Below are 20,074 nucleotides of genomic sequence, written 5' to 3'. Positions count from 1 at the left end.
GCGCGGTCAGGGGAGATGACGATGCACGCACAGGAATGGGACCAGGAACACGACCACGAGCGGGATCACGGGCGCGGGCAGGAGCACGACGAAGCCGCGCACGCGTCGAGGGCGGCCGAGGGCCGGGAGGCGGCGGGCATTCCGCACCTCTACCGTGCGGCGGCGGCCGGACGGGCCGATGTGGTCGGCGCCGGCGGCGTGAGCGCGCTCCAGCGGGCGGTCGGCAACAGCGCCGTGGGTTCGATGCTCCAGCGGCAGGAGGAGGGAGAACGCTCCCCCGTGCACGATGTGGTCTCGTCCGGCGGTGGGCAGCCCCTGGACACCGAGACCCGCACCGATCTGGAGGGACGGATGGGCGCGGACTTCTCCGACGTACGCATCCACACCGGCTCCGCCGCGCACGAGTCGGCGAAGGGCGTCGGCGCCCATGCGTACACGGTCGGCAACAACGTGGTCTTCCAGCGGGACGCGTACGATCCGTCGACGCCGCAGGGCCGCACCACGCTGGCCCATGAGCTCACCCATGTGATCCAGCAGCGCAACGGACCGGTGGAGGGCACGGAGGCGCCGGGCGGCATCCGGGTGAGCGATCCGTCCGACCGGTTCGAGCGGGAGGCCGTCGCGAATGCCGACCGGGTGCTGTCGGAACCGGCGCCGGCCCCGTCTTCGGACTCGGCTCCGGGGACAGGGACCGTGGCGGCCGGGGCGGCCGGCCATGGCTCGGCCCCCGCCTCGGCGCCCGCTGTGCAAAGGGCGGCAACGGAGGACGAGGACGAGCAACCTGCCGATGTGCAGGGCTCCTTCGTCCAGCGGGCGGAGGAAGGAGCCGAGGAGGAGGAAGAGGCACCGCCTGCCTGAGCATGGCGGCTTCTCCGGCAGGCGGAGCCGTCAGTTCGTGCCGTCAGTCCGTGCCGTCAGTCCGTGCGGTGAGTTCGTGCGGTCAGTTCGTGCCGTCAGTCCGTGCGGTCAGTTCGTGCCGTCAGTCCGTGCGGTGAGTTCGTGCGGTGAGTTCGTGCGGTCAGTCCGTGCCGTCTGGCCGCACCGTCAGTCCGCGGCGTCCGTCCGCATCGTGCCGCCCAGGAACAGCGACTCCGCACACCGCGAGGGCGTCGGCGCGTTCACCGGCTTGCCGACCTTCCGGCAGTCGACGGTCATCGTGACCTTGCCGCCCGCGGGCACCAGGATCGGTGTGACGAAGTGGTAGTCGGAGTCCCTGAAGTTCTCCAGCGCCAGCCGGAGCACCGGCGTGTCCCGGCCGGTGGAGACGACGAGCGTTCCCGCGTCGCCCTGCGGGTTCTGGACCACGATGTCCGTCAGCTGGAAGGTGTGCCCGCTGGGTACCCGCAGGGCCGTCGAGGTATTCGACCCACCGCCCACCGAGTCCCTGACCTGCACCTGCGCACTGGTCGGAGCGGCTGCGGACGCGCTGTCGGGCCCGCCGCCGGAGCCGCTGTCGGACGTGCCGGAACTCGGTGAGGGACCGGGGCTCGGTGAACCACCGTTCGCCGCGGAGGAGTCGCCCCCGCCCGCTCCCGTTCCGGCCGTGGAACCCTGGTCCGGGGCCTTGCTCTTGTCGGCTGCGGCGGCCGACCGTACCGCCTCCGGCGTGATCGCCTCCCGCGCCGCCGACTTCACGGCCGGCCGCAGCAGCGCGTACCAGAGCCCGATCAGCGCGATCACCAGCACGGCCGCGGTGATGAGCGCCCGCGGAAGCCAGCGGGGCAGGATCGGCTCCTGCTGGTACGAGCCGTCCAGGGCCACCGGTGCGACCGGTTCGGCCAGTGCCTGACCCTCCACCACATCCGTGGTGACGACGACCTGGAAGGCGTGCGTGACCGGCGTTCCGCGCCACACGCGCTTCGCCGGCCGGATCCGCAGCTTCCCGAACTCCGCCCGCCCGGGGCCGATCTTCAGCGCGTCCGCCGCGAACGTGACCCGGGCCCGCTCCGTACCGGACCGGGCCCCCAGCCGTACGGTGGCCGGAGTGTTCCCCCGGTTGTCGACGGCGAGCTGATGCCTCCCGCGCCAGGCGCCGTGCGAACTGCGTGGTACCAGCTCGGCGGTCGTCTCGGTGAAGGGAAGCACGGTCACCCGCCCTTCGGGCACCACCGTGTCGTCCTGCTCGCTGGTGGGCACCACCCTTATTCCGAAGGGTGTCTCCCCCGCGAGAACGGTCGAGTCGCGGGGCGGACGCAGCACGAGGGAGACCGTCCGGGAGTCACCCGGATACAGGGACAGGACCGCCGGCTCCACCGTCGACCAGGCGGCACACGCACCGATCACCTCGAACCGGTATTCCTCGACGGTGCTGCCGGAGTTGAGGATCCGCAGAGGGAGGGCCGTCTCCTCGCCCGGTGCGGCGGTGACGGACGAATCGTCGAGGCTTGCCGTGAGACTCATAGGGCGCACCGTAGGGTCGGCGTCCCGTACCGACATGGGCCGTGAAGGAACACTTCCGGGCAGAATCTGTGCCCGGATCGGCTTTTTTGTTTCCCTGTAGGTAAAGGAGGGAATCTTTTGACCGCCTCAGACGAATGAGGCATACGAAACAGCCGTGATGGTTGTGTTCGCTGCGAGGCCATCGGCTGTTGCTCAGGGGGAGCATTGTCATGGAGCGCACGACGGTCGCATTACGGGCCCAGGATCCGATCTCTCTAGCGGGTGTGGCCAGCCAGTTACGGGCCCGGCCCGAGGTCAGCGTCACGGAGTGGGTGGAAGGCGACGCCTCACCCCAGATCGTGGTCGTCGTCGTGGACGCGGTCGACGAGGAGGTGCTGACGATGCTGCGCCACATTCAGCGCACCAGCACCTCGCGCACCGTGCTCGTCACCACGGACATCGACGAGCAGAAGCTGGTGAGCGCGGCGGAGTGCGGTGTCGCCGGCGTGGTCAGGCGTTCCGAGGCGACGCCGGAACATCTGGTGCAGGTCATCAGGACGGTTGCGCGGGGCGAAGGCCACCTGCCCTCCGACCTGTTGGGCAGGCTGCTGGCAGAGGTGGGCCGCCTCCAGGGACAGGTGCTCGGTCCGCGCGGGCTGCACTTCACCGGTCTCGCGGCGCGCGAAGTGGATGTGCTGCGCCTGGTCGCCGAGGGGTACGACACCGCGGACATCGCGACGAAGCTGGCCTATTCCGAGCGCACGATCAAGAACGTGCTGCATTCGGTGATGACTCGGCTGCAACTGCGGAACCGGTCGCACGCGGTGGCGTACGCGATGCGGCAAGGACTGATCTGAGCCTCCCGGTGCGTGCGTCGGCGGTGGATGCGGTGGATGCGGTGGATGCGGTGGATGCGGTGGATCCGATGGATGCCCGAAAGGGCAGTGGAGGCTTCCCGGGGGTGTGACTTCCGCACCGCTGCGGATCGGCCGTGCGTACGGGACCGTGTGGTCCGGTATGCCGACGGGCCGAGGGTGGGGAGGACTTCCGTGCGCTGGTTCCAGCCGCTTCGGCGGGCATCGCGGTCACGTGCGGAGCGGTCACGTGCCGAGCGGTCACGCGCGGACCGGTCATGGGCGGACCCGTCGTGGGCGGATCGGGGAGCCCGGGGGGCGCGGCCACGGCCCCTGCCTTCCGCTTCGCGCCGGACCCTCGTCGCATTCCGTGTCCCGGCGCTGGCCCTCCTCCTCGTGGTCACCGGCATCGCCCCCGGCTCGGCCGTCACTGCCGAGACGCCGGCGATGGCCGTGCCCGAGCCCTGGGTCACCCCCGCCGAGTTCACCGACGCGGTCGATCCCGGCGGCTCCACGGGCGTGGCCAAGCAGGTGCGTACGCCCGCGATTCCGCCGAAGCCGGATGTGGTGCTGCTGGTGGACGGCACGGGAAGCATGGGCAAACCGGTGGACGACGTGAAGTCGGGGTTGCGCTCCATCACCGACAAGATCGTCGAGCAGCAGCCGGACTCGCGCTTCGCTGTGGCCACATACGGGGACGAGAAGGACGACCCGACCGCGGAGTTCGAGGTCTTCCAAGGGCTGACGACCGACCTGGACGCGGTGCGGGAGAACGGTGTCAAGAGGCTGGGCACCTCCCGTGGCTACAGGAGCAAGGGCCCGTCCGAAGACTGGATCTACGCGCTGTGGAAGGTGGCCAACGGTGCGGACGGCGGAACGGTCTTCCGCGAGGGCGCCAGCCCGGTCGTGGTCCTGGTGGGCGACGCGTCGAGCCACAACCCCAGTAACAAGATCTCTTTCGAAGAGGCCGTCTTCGCGCTCCAGGACAAGGGCGTGCGCGTCATCGCGGTCGACGTGCGCACCGAGGACGGCGACGGTCTCAATGGCGACGGATACAGCAGCCCCACCTATCAGGACCCGTACCACGAGCCCGACCAGGCCAAGCGGATCGTCGAGGCCACCAACGGCCGCATGCTGAACGGAATTCCCGGCGACGGCGTCACCGAAGCCATCATCGAGGGCTTCAACAACCTTCCCACGAACGTGAGCTACCGCCTGGACAACTGCGATCCGCATCTGTCCGTCAGTCTCGACCCGCCCACCCAGCAGGTCACCAGCGGGAACACCGCGCACTTCGCGGAGAACATCGACGTCTCCGCGGACGCCCCCCAGGGCACTCGGCTGACCTGCACCGTCCAGTTCCTCATGGGCACCCAGCCCCCGGGTACGGACACGATCGGTCCGGCCGCCGCAGCCGACCCGGACTTCCGGGAGCAGATCGCCATCGACGTGAACGACATCGACGCGCCCGTCGTCACCGTGGACGATCTGACCGTCCGGGCCAAGGACAAGAAGGGCGCGCGCGTGACCTACGACGCCACCGCCCAGGACGCCACCGACGGCACGCTCCCGGTGACCTGCACCCCGGCCTCCGGCTCGCTCTTCCCTGTCGGCCTCACCACGGTGACCTGCTCGGCGACCGACTCCGCCGGCAATACAGGGACGGACACGGCGCGGATCGAGGTCCTTGAAGCCCCCGTTCCGCCCTCCGCGGATGTGGCGATGAAGGTCGATGTCAGCCCCGACCGTACGTACACCGGCCGCCCGGCCAGTGCCCGCTTCACCGTCACCAACGCGGGCCCGGACGCGGCGACGGGCGTGGTCATCGGCTCGGCCTGGCCGAAACCGTCCAGGGCGAAGGACCGCAGTCTGCCCGCCCTCACCCGCTGCACGGCGGCCAAGCCGTGCACCATCCCGGCCGGTGGCCGCATCGAGGTGGCCCAGACGGCGACGTACCGCGCGGCGGTCACCGGAGACGTACGGGCCACCGTGCGCAGCACGCTGCCGGACCGGCGGAGGGCCAACAACGAGGACACCGACCGGCTGCGCGTCCTGAAGCCCTCGCTGACCGTCACACCGCAGGTCGCCAAGCCGGGGCAGCCGGTACTGGCCCGGGGCAAGGACTACCCGCCGGGCGCGACCGTACGTTTCACGTGGAACATCGGCATCACCCCCGAGGGGACGGCTGCCACGGTGGGCCGTGACGGCACCTTCGAGGTGCAGGTCCTGGTCCTGCGCAAGGACAAGCTCGGCCCGCGCAAGCTGCGGGCGGACTCGCGGGACCTCGACCGACTGCAGAAACCGGTCCTGGTGGTCCAGCGAAATCTCCAGCCACCGGACTTCGCGGGCCGGGCATGAGCACCGACGACCGTACGGGAGTGATCGGGTGATCCACGAGGTCGACGATGTACTCCGTGGGCTGATCAGGGCGGAGGTGCTCGAAGGCGGCCAGATCGCGGTGGTCTTCGACGCCCCGACCCGGGAGTGGGCGGCGAAGGTCAACGCACCCATGGTCAACCTCTACCTCTACGACATCCGCGAGGACATGCGCAGGCGCGAGCGGGGTCTGCACAACGAGTACGACGAGCGCGGCACGATCGTCGCGCGCCGCCGCCCGCCCCGTTTCTTCAAGCTGTCGTACCTGATCACGGCATGGACGAAGCGCCCGGAGGACGAGCACCGGCTGCTCTCGTCGCTGCTCGGCTGCCTGCTGCGGTACGAGGCGCTGCCTCCGGAGCGGCTTACCGGCACGTTGGCCGAGATAGGGGCGTCCGTACCCATGTCGATCGCGCTTCCACCACCCGAGGACCGGTCGTTCGCCGATGTGTGGAGTGCGCTGGGCGGTGAGTTGAAGCCCTCGCTGGACCTGGTGATCAGCGTGCCGGTCACGGCGTCGCCGAGCTATGTGGTCGGCCCGCCGGTGGGGGACGAGGGGCTACATACCCGCTTCGGGGACGTACCGGGGAGGGTCGAGCCGTTGTCCGAACCGATGCCGGGGCGCGGGGGACTTCCGGTGTACGGAGGCCGTCCGGGTCGGCCAGGAACTTCAGAAGGTCCTGGAGGCTCGGGCGGTCCGGACGGGGGCGTCTCCCGTTCCCCCGAAGCGGAACGGCGACGCGGCCTGTCGCTCCGTATCACGGAGAGCCGCAAGGCGGCTGCGACGGCCGGATCACGGGGCATCGGGGCGGACCACGCGAGGGGCGGGAAGGGGACCGGCACGGAGGCCGGGGCGGAGACCAGGGCGAAGGCCGCCACGGAGGCCGGGGCGAAGGGCCGATCCCAGGACGGGGCGGAGGCCGGGGCGAAGGGCGGGGTGAAGGATTGGACGGAAGACGGGACGGAAGACGGGACGGAAGACGGGACGGAGGACGGCGCCGAATGACGACGGTGGGGGACGCGAACCTGCGCCATCTCCTCGCCCGCGCCGTAGCGGTGGAGCAGCGCATCCGACGAACGGTCGAGGCCCGGCAGCGCACCGATCCGGACCCGGACGACGCCTTCCGGGGCCTCTACCTCTCGGACGAGAACATCGCCCGTCTGCTGGACGCGGACGAGGCTCGCGCCTTCCCGTCGCCCGTTCCGTACCTCGACGAGACGCCGGCGGAGACATCGACCCAGACGCCCGCCGATCCATCCGGACTCGCCTCCCTGGCCGCGGAGTTCGATCTCACCACCCTCGATATCGAGATCCTCCTCATCGCGCTCGTACCGGATCTCGACGACCGCTTCGAGGCGTTCTACGGGTACCTGAACGACGACGTCACCCGCCGTCGCCCGTCCATCGGACTGGCGCTGGGCCTCTGCGGTCTGTCCCCCGCCGACCAGGCGGCGCGCGGCCGGCTGTCGGCTCTCGCCCCACTGCGCGAGGGGCGTCTCCTCCTGGTCGAGGACCTGGACCGCCCGTTCCTGAGCCGCGCGCTCCGCGTCCCCGACCGGGTCACCGCCCACCTCCTGGGCGACGACACCCCCGACCCGCGTCTGGCGAATCTCCTTGCCCCCTGGCACGCCGTACCGGGCGTCGGAGAACCGGCCCCGCTGGCTGGCGCCCTCGCGCGGGGCGCCTCGCTCGCCTACCTTCGCGAGGACCAGGGCGGTGCGGGCACGGCCCTCGCGGCCTCGGCGCTGACGCTCGCGGGCCACCGGGTCCTGGGCCTGGACCTGGCGCGACTGGCCGAGGACCCGGCCCCCGCCGAGGCCGTCCGCTCCCTGGTCCGCGAGGCCCGACTGACCGGCGCCGGGCTGGTCTGCGCCCCGCTCGACGCGGTCTCCCGCGCACACCCGGAACTCCTCCGGCTGCTCACCGGCACCCCGGTCCCCACGATCCTGGTGGGCCGGGCTCCCTGGGACGCGGCCTGGTCCGCCGCCCCGCCCCTCCTCCTGCACGCCCCGCGTGTGGAACCCTCGACCAGGGCGGCCCTCTGGACCGCCGCCTACGACGCCCCCGTTCCCGCGCACATCGACGTGGACCGCCTGCTCTCGCCGTTCCTCCTCACTCCGGAACAGATCACCCGCGCGGCCCGGGGTGCCGCCCAGACCACCTACCTGGACGGAGGCGCCCTCACCCCCGACCACGTCCGCCAGGGCGCCCGCGCCCAGAACGCGGCGGGACTGGACCGCCTGGCCCGCCGCATCGAAGCCACCGTCACCTGGAACGATCTGGTCCTCCCCCCGGACACTCGCGCCCAACTCCGCGAACTCACCGCACGGGCACGCCATCGCGACCGGGTCCTGGGGGAGTGGGGCATGCGCCCCGGCGGCGGCAGGGGCCGAGGCGTATCGGCCCTCTTCGCAGGCGACTCCGGTACCGGAAAGACGATGTCCGCGGAGGTCATAGCCGCAGACCTGGGCCTGGACCTCTACACCGTCGACCTGGCGACCGTGATCGACAAATACGTGGGCGAGACGGAGAAGAATCTGGAGCGGATCTTCTCCGAAGCGGCAGGTGTGAACGGAGTCCTCCTCTTCGACGAGGCGGACGCGATCTTCGGTAAGCGCTCGGACGTGAAGGACGCCCACGACCGTTACGCGAACGTCGAGAGCGCGTACCTGCTCCAGCGCATGGAGTCCTTCGACGGCTTGGCCGTCCTCGCCACCAACCTCCGGGCCAACCTGGACGACGCCTTCACCCGCCGCCTGGACCTGGTCATCGACTTCCCGGTCCCGGACCCCGAACAGCGCCTCCTGTTGTGGGAACGCTGCCTGGGCTCCGCGCTCCCCCGGGGCACGGACCTCGACCTCGCCTTCTGCGCGGAGAACTTCGAGCTGGCGGGCGGCAACATCCGCTCGATCGCGGTGACGGCGGCGTACCTGGCGGCGGACACGGGCGAACCGGTCACGATGCCGACGCTGATCCACGCGATCCAGCGCGAGTACCAGAAGCTGGGGCGACTGACCCTGGCGTCGGAGTTCGGGCCGTATCTGGGACTGCTGGCGTGACGATGCCGGCCTGATACCGGGGGTCGCGCGTGGGCCCTTGCGTGGGCCCTTGCGTGGGCCGGGAGTTGCCGCCACCGTGGTCGAGGTCGGGCCGGTGACCACCGGGCCGCTCCGTACGGTGACGGGAGTCAGCGTGACCGCATTGCCTGTTCTGCCCCACGGACTGCACGGCGACGGACCGCACAAGGTGATCGCGGTGCACGGCTGGTTCGCCGACCGTTCCGCGTACGACCCGGTGCTGCCGGATCTCGACCTCGGTTCGTTCCAGTACGCCGTGGTGGATCTACGGGGATACGGCGAGGCCAGGGACGCAGACGGTACGTACACGACCGCCGAGGGCGCCGCGGACGTGCTCGCGCTGGCCGACCGGCTCGGCTGGGAGCGGTTCTCGCTGATCGGCCACTCGATGGGCGGCTCCGTCGCTCAGCGAACGCTGGCCGTCGCGCCGCAGCGGGTACGCAGAATCGTCGGAGTGTCGCCCGTCCCCGCGTCCGGCCTGCCCTTCCCGCCCGACCAGTGGGAACTCTTCTCCGGCGCGGCGCACACACCGCAGAACCGTCGGACGATCCTCGACATCACCACCGGAGGCCGACGCCCGGCGGCCTGGCTTGACCGCATGGTGCGCCGCTCGCTCGAACGGAGCGACGCGAAGGCGTTCCGTGCCTGGCTGGACTCCTGGGCCGGTGAGGACTTCCACGAACGGATCGACGGTTCGCCTGTGCCGGCCCTGACCGTTGTGGGCGCGCTGGACCCGGCGCTGTCGGCCGAGGTGCAGCACTCCACGTGGATGCGCTGGTTCCCGCGGGCCGAACTGGTGGAGTTGCCCTCGTGCGGCCACTACGCGATGGACGAGGCTCCGCTCGACCTGATCCGTGTGATGGAGGACTTCCTGCGGGCGGACGCGGAGGACGGCGAGGGCGCGGAGGCATGAGCGACCCCGCCCCCGCCGAAATGCCCGTACCGGACGTGTTCGATCCGAGGCTGTACGGCCGGGGCATCCCCCACGACCGCTACCGCCACCTGCGCGACCACCACCCCGTGGCGTGGCAGGAGGAGCCGGAGGTGCTCGGCTGGCCGGCAGGCCCCGGCTTCTGGGCGGTCACCCGGCACGAGGACGCGGTACGGGTCCTGAAGGACTCCTCGACGTACTCCTCGTACCTGGGCGCCACCCAGATCCGTGATCCGGACCCCGCCGACCTGCCGTTCATCCGCCGCATGATGCTCAACCAGGACCCACCGCACCACCGGCGACTGCGCGTGCTCGTCAGCCGCGCGTTCACACCGAAGCGCGTGGACCGCTTCGAGACGGTCGTGCGTGACCGCGCCCGTTCCCTGTTCACCCGGGCGGTGGCCGAGGCACGGGCCGGCGACGGCACCTGCGACCTCGTCGCCCAGGTCACCGACGACACCTGCTGGGCGTACCGGACACCGACCGCGGCCTCCTGCTCCACTGGACCCGACGCGTCATCGGCTACCAGGATCCCGACGAGGCCGGCACACCGGTCCTGGGCCCGGACGGCAAACCGGTCAACCCGAGGTCCCCGGCAGCGCTGCGTGACATGTTCGACTACGCGCACGCACTGGCGGCCCACAAGCGTCGGCACCCGGCCGACGACGTGATGACGGCCCTGGCCACGGATCCCGAACTCATCGAGCCAGAGCTGGAGATGTTCTTCTTCCTGCTGGTGGTGGCGGGCAACGACACGGTACGCAGCGCGGGCCCCGGCGGCCTGCACCTCTTGGCCGAACACCCCGACGCGTACCGCCGCCTGCGCGACGGCGAGGTGGCGCTCACCACCGCCGTCGACGAACTGCTCCGCCGCCACCCCCCGGTCCTCACCTTCCGCCGCACGGCCACCCAGAACACGGTGTTGGCGGGCACCCGCATCCGCACCGGCGACAAGGTGGTCGTCTTCCACGCCTCGGCCAACCACGACGAACGCGTCTTCCCCGCCCCGTTCACCCTGGACCTCGCCCGCTCCCCGAACCCTCACGTCTCCTTCGGCGACGGCCCCCACGTCTGCCTGGGAGCGCACTTCGCGCGCTTGCAGCTGCGGGTGCTGTACGAGGAGACGTGCCGCGTGCTTCCCGCCGGGGGAGTCCAGATCGCGGCGCCGCCTCGCCGCCTGGTGTCGAACTTCATCAATGGGATGAAGTCACTGCCGGTGCGGGTGGTTGATGCATGACGACAGTTCGAGTCTTTCGGTCCACGAGTACCCCGCTGAACCGCCTGGCGATCGCGAAGTGTTGATGTCAACGACTCGCCATACGGTGCCGATGCGGTTGACGCGGAGCCAGGTGTAGTCCTCCGCACAGTCAATATCGACACGGACGGAATCCGCAGCGTCCTGAGGATCACCATCAACCTTGTAGTTAGTCGACGAGTCGATGCAGGCGGCTTGGGTAAAGACGTATCGATCGTCCACGGCGAGCTCGGCGAATGCCGCAGCACAGGGACTTCCTGGAGCCAAGGCACGAAGCTGAGCATCGGCTAGTCCACAGGCCAGCTCCGCTTCGCCTTGCGCGAGAGCCTGAGCGAACTGCTGCGCAGCATCGGGGGCGGTGGCTGCCGGCTGCACAGCTGAAGGCGAGCTTTCCGCCATCGTACTTCCGGGGGCAGCCACGGAGGACTCTGAGACTGCACCGGAAGGGCGGTGCCCCTCGGTGCACCCTGCAACACCTCCCAGTAATAGCGCGACCGTGACGGTTGAGCGGGAAGCACGTTTGTTGATCACCTGCGAAGCCTGCGTGGGAAGCGGCGCACTCTCGCCGGGCCTTCGGTGATCGACGGGTACGGCATCGAAGCTTGGCGCCAGCCTGTTTCGATGACCGGTGTAGCTATGTGGCCCGCGCGTTCAACGGTGTCGGGCTGGTGCGCCCGCCGCGCCGCGTTCCGGGCCGACACCCCTGTATGTTCTTCGCGGTCCAGCAAGAGGGGTGCCGGCCGAGGGCACCGCATGACCGACACCTGTCAAGCCGTACCACCCCTACTCGGCTCCTGGGCAGTCTCGTACCCAGACCAAACGGGGTCGGGCGTCGGGTTCGGCGTTGAAGTAGCGGAGTGCGTTCTCCGGCGAACGCAGGCTCATCCGCGCATTGCTGTGGACACCCAGTAGCTCTGCCCGATCCTCGAAGGCCATTCCCCAAGCAGCCACCCAGCCGTCCTCTCGTTCACCGAGCTCCTGGATGACGGCGAACACGCGTGGGGCCGACTCCCTGACCAGATCCTCCAGCAGAGCTTGGAACTTGTCCGTTTCGAACTGCGCGAACTCGGCTGATCGAGCCTCACCGCCGTGAGGTCCAGTGGGTTGTTGCGATGCTGCGTTCACGATGTGCCTCTCTGGTGGGCAACTCCTAATGTTGATACTAAATTTGGATTCAACAGGAGGCTAGTCGCTCAAACAGGTGATGCTTGAGCACGTCCTTGCGGATGTGCCTCGTCATAGGGCAAGCAGGTACTTCAACCGGGCGCGGGTCTCAACGCCGCGGCGGGGCGATGGCAGGGAGAGCGAAGTGACTGAGACATCCAGCCCCACGGTGTGGCGGCGATGGCTGGCCTTTGAACTGGGTCGGCTGAGAAGGCAAGCGGGTCTGGACCAACGAGAGGTGGCCAAGGCGCTGCGGTGCACCGTGGCGAAGGTGTCCTACTACGAGACGGCAGAACGCCCTGTTGTGGTACGCGACTTGGACGAAGTGCTGTTGCCTCTCTACAACGTTCCGCAGGAACACTGGGAGGACTACCTCGACGCGGCCAAGAACGCTCGCCAGAAGGGCTGGTGGGAGAAGCTCGACGGGGACTCGATGCCGAGTTGGTTCTCGCTGTTCGTCGGGCTGGAGCAGGGAGCCTCACAGATCCGTGCGTACGAGAGCGAAGCAGTCCCGGGGCTGCTCCAGACTCGGACGTACGCCGACGCCATTGCACGTCGCGGCACTGCCGAACGGGCCGACGAGGATGTGGAACGACACATCAACCTGCGCATGACCCGACAGACGGTGCTCAGCCGGAACACTGATCCGCTACGTCTGTGGACTGTCGTCAACGAAGCGGTGCTGCGCAGAGTGGTCGGCAGCTCGACGCTCATGAGGGACCAGCTCATGCACGTGGCCGAGATGGCCCAGCACCCAAAAATCACGGTGCAGGTCCTCCCGTACTCGCACGGTGCGCACCCTGGCATGGCCGCAGGTCCGTTCCAGATCCTCGGGTTTCCCTGGCCGGCGGATCCGGGCATCGCGTACGTGGAGCATCGGGCCGGGGCCCTGTACCTCGAAGGGGCCCAGGAAATCGATGCACATAATGTGGCCTTCGAGCACCTGGTAGCGCTTGCCTTGAGTCCAGATGCGTCGATCAAGATGGTGCGAGACATCGCGGAGGAGTACACATGAAGAAGCCCGAACCGCCCGTCCTGCCTGATGAGTTGACGGGGGCATCATGGCGGAAGTCCAGCTTCAGCGGCGACCAGGGCGCCTGTGTGGAGGCCGCGCCGCTGGAAGACGGCCGCATAGCTGTCCGCAACAGCAATCACCCTGAAGCGGGCGTGGTCTTCTTCACCCGGACTGAGATGGATGCCTGGATCAGAGGGGCTAAGGCAGGGGAGTTCGACGACTTCGGTGTTGTCCGGTAATGGACAACCAGCGCGCCCGAGGTACGAAGCGAACCGAAGGGCTCTGGGCGGGAAGAGTACGGTTTCGAGACTGTTGGTGTGGAGTGCTCAATGAGGAGCAGCGGCGGAATTGTCCTGACCCCGGAACAGGGGTCACCGGCGCGGCCCGCAGCACGGCTCAGACGGCGCAGTCCATGCGATTCAACGGGAGTACCAGAAGCTGGGCCGGCTGACGCTGGCTTCGGAGTTCGGGCCCTATCTTGCGTTGCTGGGGTGATGTGACGTTACCTATATTTTCAGCGAAAATATTAATGGGCATTCATCGGGTGATCGCGAAAGATGGATTGTGCCAGATTCCTGACGTCGACCGAAGAGTCCGATTCCCTCAACGATTCGATCACCGGGAGAATTTGTGGCCATGGCATATAGAGAGTGGCAATCAAAGCCATGCTGCGTACGTCCACCTGTTCGATCCGAAATACGTCAGTAAATCTTTGAAAGAACGATTCGTTGTACTCTTCCGGCGCACTTGCTGCAATCAAATGCAAGATTTTCACCTGGCAGGCGGCGTCCGTCTCGCACTGATCGAAAAGGTTGAGTGCTTCATGTGCAGACAATTCTTGGACGGCTAGTCGCAATTCTTCATTCACGTCGCGCACCGCGCCCGGCTCTTCCGCGTATCCGGAATCAGAAGTTACGATGTAGCTCAAGTTGAGAAGCGGGTCGTATACGTAAGTGATGCGAACGGTTGCGTTCTGGGCCAGCCAGGAGTATTGGGCCTCTCCGCTGTCCGGGTTTTCCATCCGCTCGTGAAATATCCAGTTATGCGTCTCGCAGATAAGAGCGAATTCGTCGGGTTCAATCCTCTTCTTCGGCAGAAGTCGCATGAATCTCCTCGTGATCCGCTTTTGGGTGAACTCTAACGGTAAATATGTCCATCGTGCAAGGCTAGAAGCTCAGTTAATTTCTCGACCAGTCTGGCCTCGGCCCGCTCGCGGTCGCCAGGGGCTGTAGACGGGTCCGTCTCCAACTCTACAATCTGCTGAATTGATCGAATTATTGGTCCGTAATCCCTCTGATTGATAGGTGCGACGATGCTGTTCTGGGCTATGAAGGTCTCTGCTTGCCGATAGAGCGCATGGAAAATCGCGCCAATGCGGGCAAGCTTCTTATCCTCGGCTCTTCTAGAAGTGGGGGTGGAGCGAATGCTTGCCACGGTTTGTGGCGTCATGGGTCCGTATTGGCCCGAGGGGTGCAATGTGTCGCTCAAGCTGGCATTTCCCGAGTTTCTCAGGATGTCGGCCCGCACGGAGATGGTGGCGTGCATGCCCCCGGCGCGAGCCGTTTCGAATTCAGTACTCAGTCCGCGTGCCGGACCGGCTAGTTCTTCGAAGTCCGCCATGGGTGAGCCGACGGCGGCGGGAGGGGCGGCCTGGTGCGAAGGGCCGACCGGAGTGGCTATCAGCTCCGCGGCGGCCGACTCCGATAGGCCCGCCGCTGTTGCCCTTCTGCGTAGCTCTTCGGTCATGGATGTGTACGTGTGAAAATTGCCTGGAAATGAAACCCGACCAAGGGCATGGCGAGTCGTTCCCTGGCCCGACTCCTCCCCGGGGACACGTCTGTCCGTTTCTTCGTACGGGGCCGGGGAGTGGGATCGCGATGTTCCTCTGACGCGCGTCAGGGGGTCTATTTGCTCACTGGCCCGCGTTAAATTGTTCGAATAGTAGCTACTTGGCTGCCATGCGCTAAACATTGCATTGAGTGCTACCATCTCCATTTCGTTGGTGACTTGCAGGTTCCTGAGGTATGGGCGACCGTCTTGCGTTTCGGTATTTGAGGGAGCTGGGACCGTGCGTAAGATCATGGATCGCTCGAACGAACTCAATGGCTGTAGGCAAAGAGGCCGAGCGTTTCGGTAGTCGATGACTGCCTGACGGATTGCCTGACCCCGCGGAGTGGTCAGGAGGAAATTCCAGTACCGGCGCTCTGCCTCTTCCAGTATCCCTATCAGTCGATTTCCTAGTTCCCTGGGTTCTATTTTGCTCAGCTTTAGGGAAGGTAAATAGGCAGAAGGGTTTATCGTTGCTCTGATGTGTCCATTACTCTGCAGCTCAAGGCGTGAGAGTCCGTACTGGTTCCTCCACTGGGTTAGGGCGGCCAGGAAGGCGTCGCGTGATGCGCCCTGTCGGGTAGCGGCCTGTATTTTTGGAGAGAGGCGGGATGTGATATTGTTGAGCTTGTGTAGTAAGGATTTCTGTTTCGGCTTGGAGCTATCCCCTTTCTGTTGATTGTCTTGCTTTTTCCTGAGGGAAGGGGAATCGTTCTTTTTCTTCTTCGCCCAGAGTGCCTTCCCCTTCTTGGCGATGAAGTCGACGATCTTGTCGATGGCTCGGTTGACCGGGCGGGCGACCGCGTGGAAGACGGATTTGACCTTGTTGGCCAGGCCGCCGATGCCCAGCAGGGAGGCCAGGAAGCCGATCAGCAATGGGACGCTTGCCGCCAGGGCGGCCTCCACCATCTTGGGGACGCCTGCTGCGCCGCCGTTGGCGATGGCGACGACGGCATCCAGGACGGCGTTGACGAACTCCACTATCTGGGCGCCCTGGTTCACGATGAACGTGACGATGTCGATGATTCCCTTGACCGCGCGGACGAACGCGGAGGCGGGGTTGAGGAGGGAGATGATCCAGGTGATGCCCGCGATGATGACGGTGGGGATCAGGTAGCTGGTGAGTTTTTCGAGGATGGTGGCCTTGAGGTCGCCCGCCTCGGCCTCGATTTCCTTGACCGCGCCGGCGGGGCCCTCGCGGGCGAGGGTCTGGGCGACGGGGACGGATTGTTCGACGGCGGACATGGCCTGGTCGGGGATGCCCTTGCGGGTGATGCGGGCGCGGATGTTGGCCCAGGTCAGGCCCAGGAGGGAGGCAATGAGCTGGATGATGCCCTTGAGGTCGAACTTCTGCGGGAGTTCGAGGCCGGCCTTGACCGCGGTGCCCAGGAGCCAGGAGACGACACCTGTCTTGAGGTGTTCGGCGACGTTGGTGATGAAGAGGTTGAGGCCCGCGCCGACGGCTCGTACGAGATTGCCCAGAAAGCCGATCGGGTCCTTGATGATCTTCATGATGGCCGAGGCGGCCTTGGCGAGGATGCCGAGCAGGAGGTTCTTGAGTTCGTTGATCGTCTTGAGGGCGCCGACGATCGCGTCCTTCGCCTTCTGGACCAGACCCTTGTTGGCCTCCTGGAGTTTCTTGATCTCCTCGTCGATCTTGTTCAGGGCTGCCGTGTACTTCGTGGCCAGGTCCTGCACCAGCTGTTCGGACTTCTCGTTGACCGTGGCTTCGAGGTCGTCGAACTTCCCGGCGAAGTCCTTCGCGGCTTCCTCGCCGAACTGACGCAGGTCGGCGGGGAGTTTGTCGACCTCGGCCTTCAGCTCCGCGCGGCCCTTGGCGATGCGGGCCTTGGCCCTGCCGAGCTCGGCGCCGATGATGTCGGCCACCGACGAGATGACCGTCTGCATCTTCGCCACGTAGAGCTTGCGGGCTTCCTGGAAGAGGTCGTTGGCCTCCTTCGGCATGCCCATGAGCTTGTCCTTGGCCCATTTCGCCGGGCCGAGCATGCCTGAGTAGCGCTTGTCCTTGTACTTCTTCATGCGGCGTTTGTGGTCCGCGGTGAACGCGTCCCTGGCCGCCTTCTCACTCGCCGTGAACGCCGTGTCGACCTTCTTGTCCAGGTCGGAGAGGGTGGTCTCGACGTCCTTCTTCGTGCCGTCGTAGACCTTCTGCAGCTTCGCCGTGACCTCGGCGCGCTTCTTCTCGTCCTTCGACTTCGTCTCGCCCTTGCCGCCGTCGACCTGCTTCCCGGCCGCGGTGCGGGTCGCGGTCAGGGTGGTCATGGCCTGGGCTCCGGACGCCGCCGCGCCGGCCTTCGCGGTGGTCAGTTGCTGGTCCTCGGCCGCCCTGCCCTTGGCAGGGGCCTTCGCGGAGTCGGCCTCGGCCGTCTTCTTCGCGGACAGGGCCTGGTCGAACTCGGGCTCGTTGCCCTTGGCGAGCTGGTCCTCGGTGACCTCGGCGTCCGCCATGGCCTTGTCGTTCTCGGCCGGGCCCTCGGAGAAGTCCGTGACCGAGGCCGGCTGCTTCGGGGGGATCGCGTCGGTCGCGGACGGGGCGCCGGGGTTGGGCGGAGGCTGGTCGGGGGAGAGGGGCGTGACGGGTTTGTCCTTGGCCGCCGAGGTGTCCGGCGGGGCCTTCGTCGCCGTGTCGATGTCCTTGGCGGAGGACTCCTTGCCGTCGGTGACCTTGCCGTCGACCTCGTTCTTGATCTTGTCGGCCTTGCCGGACTTGGAGAACTTGTCGGCCTGGTCGAGGTTCTTGGGGGCCTGCGCGTCGATCGCCTTGTTCACCGCGTCGATGAACGCCTGCTTGTTGAACTCGCCCGGCTTGGCCGCGTTCATCTTCTCCGCGTTCGCCGCCTTGCCCTGGGCCTCCTTGTCGTCAGGAGGCGCGACCGCCGCGTCCTGCGCCGACTTCGACTCGGTGGCGGCAGGGGCGTGGACGGCGATCCTGGTCCGTTTCGTCGCGACGTCGGCCTTGACCCTGCGGAAGCCGGGGGCCTGGGCGGGGGACGGTTTCACGGGGGCGGTGTAGCGCTGGGCCACCAGACGGGAGACCGCGCCGTTGCCCGCCGCGCGTTGCAGACGCTGCAGGCTGCGGGGGTCGGGGGCGGGGCGGTCCCCGGGCGGGCGGCTGTCGACGGAGCGGTGGGACGGGGACGTCTGCGCACGTGACACGTCGGGCGTGAGCGTCACGTCATCGAGCCGGGGGACACCTCCACGGCCGGACACGGAGGCGGGATCCCTCTCCGGAAGCTCCTTCATCCGCCCTCCCGGCCCACCACGTCCCCGGACAGTCGGCACTCGGCGCCACCAGGCCCGACCGCCGTCCCAGGGTGCGGGGGCGGTGGATCGCGTACGCAGCGCGCGGGGACGCGGCCGGGGGCAGCGCACGCTGGGCCGTACAGCGCGTGCGCGTTGCCTGATCGGGCAGCGGCCGGTGCACGGGCGGGCGGCCGTGCGTCCGTTCCCGGTGATCGGGGCTGTCGCGAGAATTGCGGGCGTTCCCCGGCCAAGGAGAGACTCACATGCCGTCGTACCTGTCCCCGGGCGTCTACGTCGAAGAGATCGAGTCCGGATCCCGGCCGATCGAAGGGGTGGGCACCTCGGTCGCCGCCTTCGTCGGCTTCGCGCAGAAGGGCCCGTTCGACGAGCCGACGCTGATCACGAACTGGAGCCAGTTCGCCGGCACGTTCGGTGACTTCGTCGACGGTACGTACCTCGCCGCCGCCGTCTACGGCTTCTTCTCCAACGGCGGCGGTGTCTGTTACGTGGTGCGCATCAGCGACGGTACGGAGCCCCCGGCCGAGGACGGGAACGACGGGCCGGCCGGGCAGCTGCCCGCCGGTTCGGAGACGCAGCTGGGGCCGTACGCGGTGAAACCCCGACCCGGTGCGGCCGGTGAGATCACCGTCGAGGTGACCGATGCGGAGGGAGACGATCCGCCCTCCGACGCCTTCCAGCTGGTCGTGAAGCGGGACGGGCAGGTCGCGGAGACGTACCCGGGCGTCACGACCAAACGCAGCAAGGAGAACGTCGCCACCCGGGTCAACGCCACGTCGGAGCTCATCGAGATACGGGAGTCCGGGCGCGGCGCCGCACCCGCCAAGCCCGAGCCGCAGTCCGTGACCCTGGCCCCGGCGGCGCCCGCGTCACCCGGTGCCGGGGCGCTGACCCCCCAGGTGTACGTCGGCGATCCCGACCGCCGGACCGGGCTGGGCGGGCTGGAAGCCGTCGAGGAGGTCACCACGATCGCCGTGCCGGACCTGATGAGCGCGTACGAACGCGGGCTGCTGGACCTGGAGTCGGTCATCACCGTGCAGCAGGGGCTGATCAGCCACTGCGAGCTGATGGGCGACCGCGTCGCCGTACTCGACCCGCCACCGGGTCTCAGCCCGCAGCAGATCCGCGCCTGGCGCACCGACCGCGCCAACTTCGACTCGAAGTACGCCACGCTCTACTACCCCTGGATCCGCGTCGCCGACCCCTCGTCGGGCCGCGCGCGGCTGGTCCCGCCGAGCGGCCACATCGCCGGGGTCTGGGCCCGCAACGACGAGTCGCGCGGTGTGCACAAGGCCCCGGCCAACGAGGTCGTACGGGGAGCGGTCGCCCTGCAGACCCAGCTGACCAAGGGCGAGCACGATCTGCTCAACCCGATCGGGCTGAACTGCATCCGCTCCTTCCCCGGACGCGGCATCCGGGTCTGGGGCGCGCGCACGCTGGCATCGGACCCGGCCTGGCGCTATCTGAACGTCCGGCGGCTCTTCAACTACCTGGAGGAGTCGATCCTGGCGGGTACGCAGTGGGTGGTCTTCGAGCCCAACGACGACGCCCTGTGGGCCCGCATCCGGCGCACGGTCTCGGCGTTCCTGGTCAACGAGTGGCGCAAGGGCGCGCTGTTCGGGCTCACTCCGGAAGAGGCGTTCTACGTCAAGTGCGACCGCGAGACCAACCCGCCCGAGAGCATCGACGCAGGTCAGGTCATCTGCGAGATCGGGGTGGCACCGGTCCGGCCGGCCGAGTTCGTCGTCTTCCGGCTCTCCCAGCTGACCGGGGGCACCGGCGGTGTGGACGAATGACCGACGGAGACGACGAATGACCGGCGGGAACCGGCGGGAACGACCGGCGGGAACGACCGGTGGGAACGACTGACCGGAACGACCGGCCGGAACGACCGGCGGGAGCCGGGCCGAGCA

Annotated in this window: 14 protein-coding genes and 1 pseudogene; 10 read left to right on the top strand and 5 right to left on the bottom strand. The window is 67.8% G+C overall.

The genetic code is table 11. The features are described from left to right. The first annotated feature begins 15 nt into the window (after positions 1 to 15). Positions 16 to 858, top strand: a complete 843-nt coding sequence (locus ACZ68L_RS12450) for an eCIS core domain-containing protein (protein ID WP_469576502.1) — start codon at positions 16 to 18, stop codon at positions 856 to 858. Positions 859 to 1,044: 186 nt separating this feature from the next. On the opposite strand, the gene ACZ68L_RS12445 is transcribed toward ACZ68L_RS12450, so the two are convergent. Continuing rightward, positions 1,045 to 2,400: a COG1470 family protein gene (locus tag ACZ68L_RS12445; protein WP_469576501.1), complete on the bottom strand. Its 1,356-nt coding sequence runs from the start codon at positions 2,398 to 2,400 to the stop codon at positions 1,045 to 1,047. A gap of 209 nt (positions 2,401 to 2,609) precedes the next feature. Here ACZ68L_RS12445 and ACZ68L_RS12440 point away from each other — a divergent pair, with 209 nt between their 5' ends. The 6 genes and pseudogenes from ACZ68L_RS12440 (at position 2,610) to ACZ68L_RS12415 (ending at position 10,855) form a co-directional block, all read left to right on the top strand. Then, positions 2,610 to 3,236 carry a helix-turn-helix transcriptional regulator gene (locus ACZ68L_RS12440; protein WP_469576500.1) on the top strand — a complete coding sequence of 209 codons (627 nt, stop codon included), beginning with the start codon at positions 2,610 to 2,612 and terminating at the stop codon, positions 3,234 to 3,236. Positions 3,237 to 3,629: 393 nt separating this feature from the next. Further along, entirely contained in the window at positions 3,630 to 5,591 is a 1,962-nt protein-coding gene (locus tag ACZ68L_RS12435) for a VWA domain-containing protein (protein ID WP_469576499.1), read from the top strand. Positions 5,592 to 5,619: 28 nt separating this feature from the next. Continuing rightward, complete coding sequence (locus ACZ68L_RS12430) at positions 5,620 to 6,615, top strand: Pvc16 family protein (RefSeq protein WP_469576497.1); 996 nt, start codon at positions 5,620 to 5,622, stop codon at positions 6,613 to 6,615. After that, positions 6,612 to 8,669 carry an ATP-binding protein gene (locus tag ACZ68L_RS12425; RefSeq protein WP_469576496.1) on the top strand — a complete coding sequence of 686 codons (2,058 nt, stop codon included), beginning with the start codon at positions 6,612 to 6,614 and terminating at the stop codon, positions 8,667 to 8,669. Before ACZ68L_RS12430 ends, ACZ68L_RS12425 begins: the two co-directional genes overlap by 4 nt. 133 nt (positions 8,670 to 8,802) lie before the next feature. After that, positions 8,803 to 9,600, top strand: coding sequence for an alpha/beta fold hydrolase (locus ACZ68L_RS12420; RefSeq protein WP_469576492.1), 798 nt, complete (start codon positions 8,803 to 8,805; stop codon positions 9,598 to 9,600). Continuing rightward, positions 9,597 to 10,855, top strand: a pseudogene (locus ACZ68L_RS12415) (cytochrome P450). Before ACZ68L_RS12420 ends, ACZ68L_RS12415 begins: the two are co-directional and overlap by 4 nt. Here ACZ68L_RS12415 and ACZ68L_RS12410 read toward each other — a convergent pair. Both ACZ68L_RS12410 and ACZ68L_RS12405 read right to left on the bottom strand, forming a co-directional pair. After that, on the bottom strand, positions 10,826 to 11,272 hold the full coding sequence (locus ACZ68L_RS12410; protein ID WP_469576491.1) for a hypothetical protein: 447 nt from the start codon (positions 11,270 to 11,272) through the stop codon (positions 10,826 to 10,828). The pseudogene ACZ68L_RS12415 and the gene ACZ68L_RS12410 sit on opposite strands and share 30 nt — an antisense overlap. 384 nt (positions 11,273 to 11,656) lie before the next feature. Beyond that, positions 11,657 to 11,998 (bottom strand): hypothetical protein, encoded by a 342-nt coding sequence (locus tag ACZ68L_RS12405; RefSeq protein ID WP_469576489.1) that lies wholly within the window; start codon positions 11,996 to 11,998, stop codon positions 11,657 to 11,659. 184 nt (positions 11,999 to 12,182) lie between these two features. On the opposite strand from ACZ68L_RS12405, the gene ACZ68L_RS12400 reads away from it, so the two are divergent. Both ACZ68L_RS12400 and ACZ68L_RS12395 read left to right on the top strand, forming a co-directional pair. Further along, complete coding sequence (locus ACZ68L_RS12400) at positions 12,183 to 13,052, top strand: helix-turn-helix domain-containing protein (protein ID WP_469576487.1); 870 nt, start codon at positions 12,183 to 12,185, stop codon at positions 13,050 to 13,052. Continuing rightward, a complete protein-coding gene (locus ACZ68L_RS12395) occupies positions 13,049 to 13,291 on the top strand; it encodes a DUF397 domain-containing protein (RefSeq protein ID WP_469576486.1) in 243 nt (80 codons plus the stop codon). The genes ACZ68L_RS12400 and ACZ68L_RS12395 overlap by 4 nt, the downstream gene beginning before the upstream one ends. Positions 13,292 to 13,578: 287 nt before the next feature. Here the strand turns inward: ACZ68L_RS12395 and ACZ68L_RS12390 are convergent, their stop codons facing one another. Both ACZ68L_RS12390 and ACZ68L_RS12385 read right to left on the bottom strand, forming a co-directional pair. Further along, on the bottom strand, positions 13,579 to 14,157 hold the full coding sequence (locus ACZ68L_RS12390) for a hypothetical protein (protein ID WP_469576485.1): 579 nt from the start codon (positions 14,155 to 14,157) through the stop codon (positions 13,579 to 13,581). A gap of 32 nt (positions 14,158 to 14,189) precedes the next feature. Then, entirely contained in the window at positions 14,190 to 18,143 is a 3,954-nt protein-coding gene (locus ACZ68L_RS12385; RefSeq protein ID WP_469576483.1) for a phage tail protein, read from the bottom strand. 263 nt (positions 18,144 to 18,406) lie between these two features. Here ACZ68L_RS12385 and ACZ68L_RS12380 point away from each other — a divergent pair, with 263 nt between their 5' ends. After that, entirely contained in the window at positions 18,407 to 19,957 is a 1,551-nt protein-coding gene (locus tag ACZ68L_RS12380; RefSeq protein WP_469576482.1) for a phage tail sheath family protein, read from the top strand. Positions 19,958 to 20,074 lie beyond the last annotated feature (117 nt).

The sequence above is a fragment of the Streptomyces sp. NPDC104309 genome (assembly GCF_055584025.1).
This window is presented reverse-complemented; position numbering and strand designations above follow the sequence as displayed.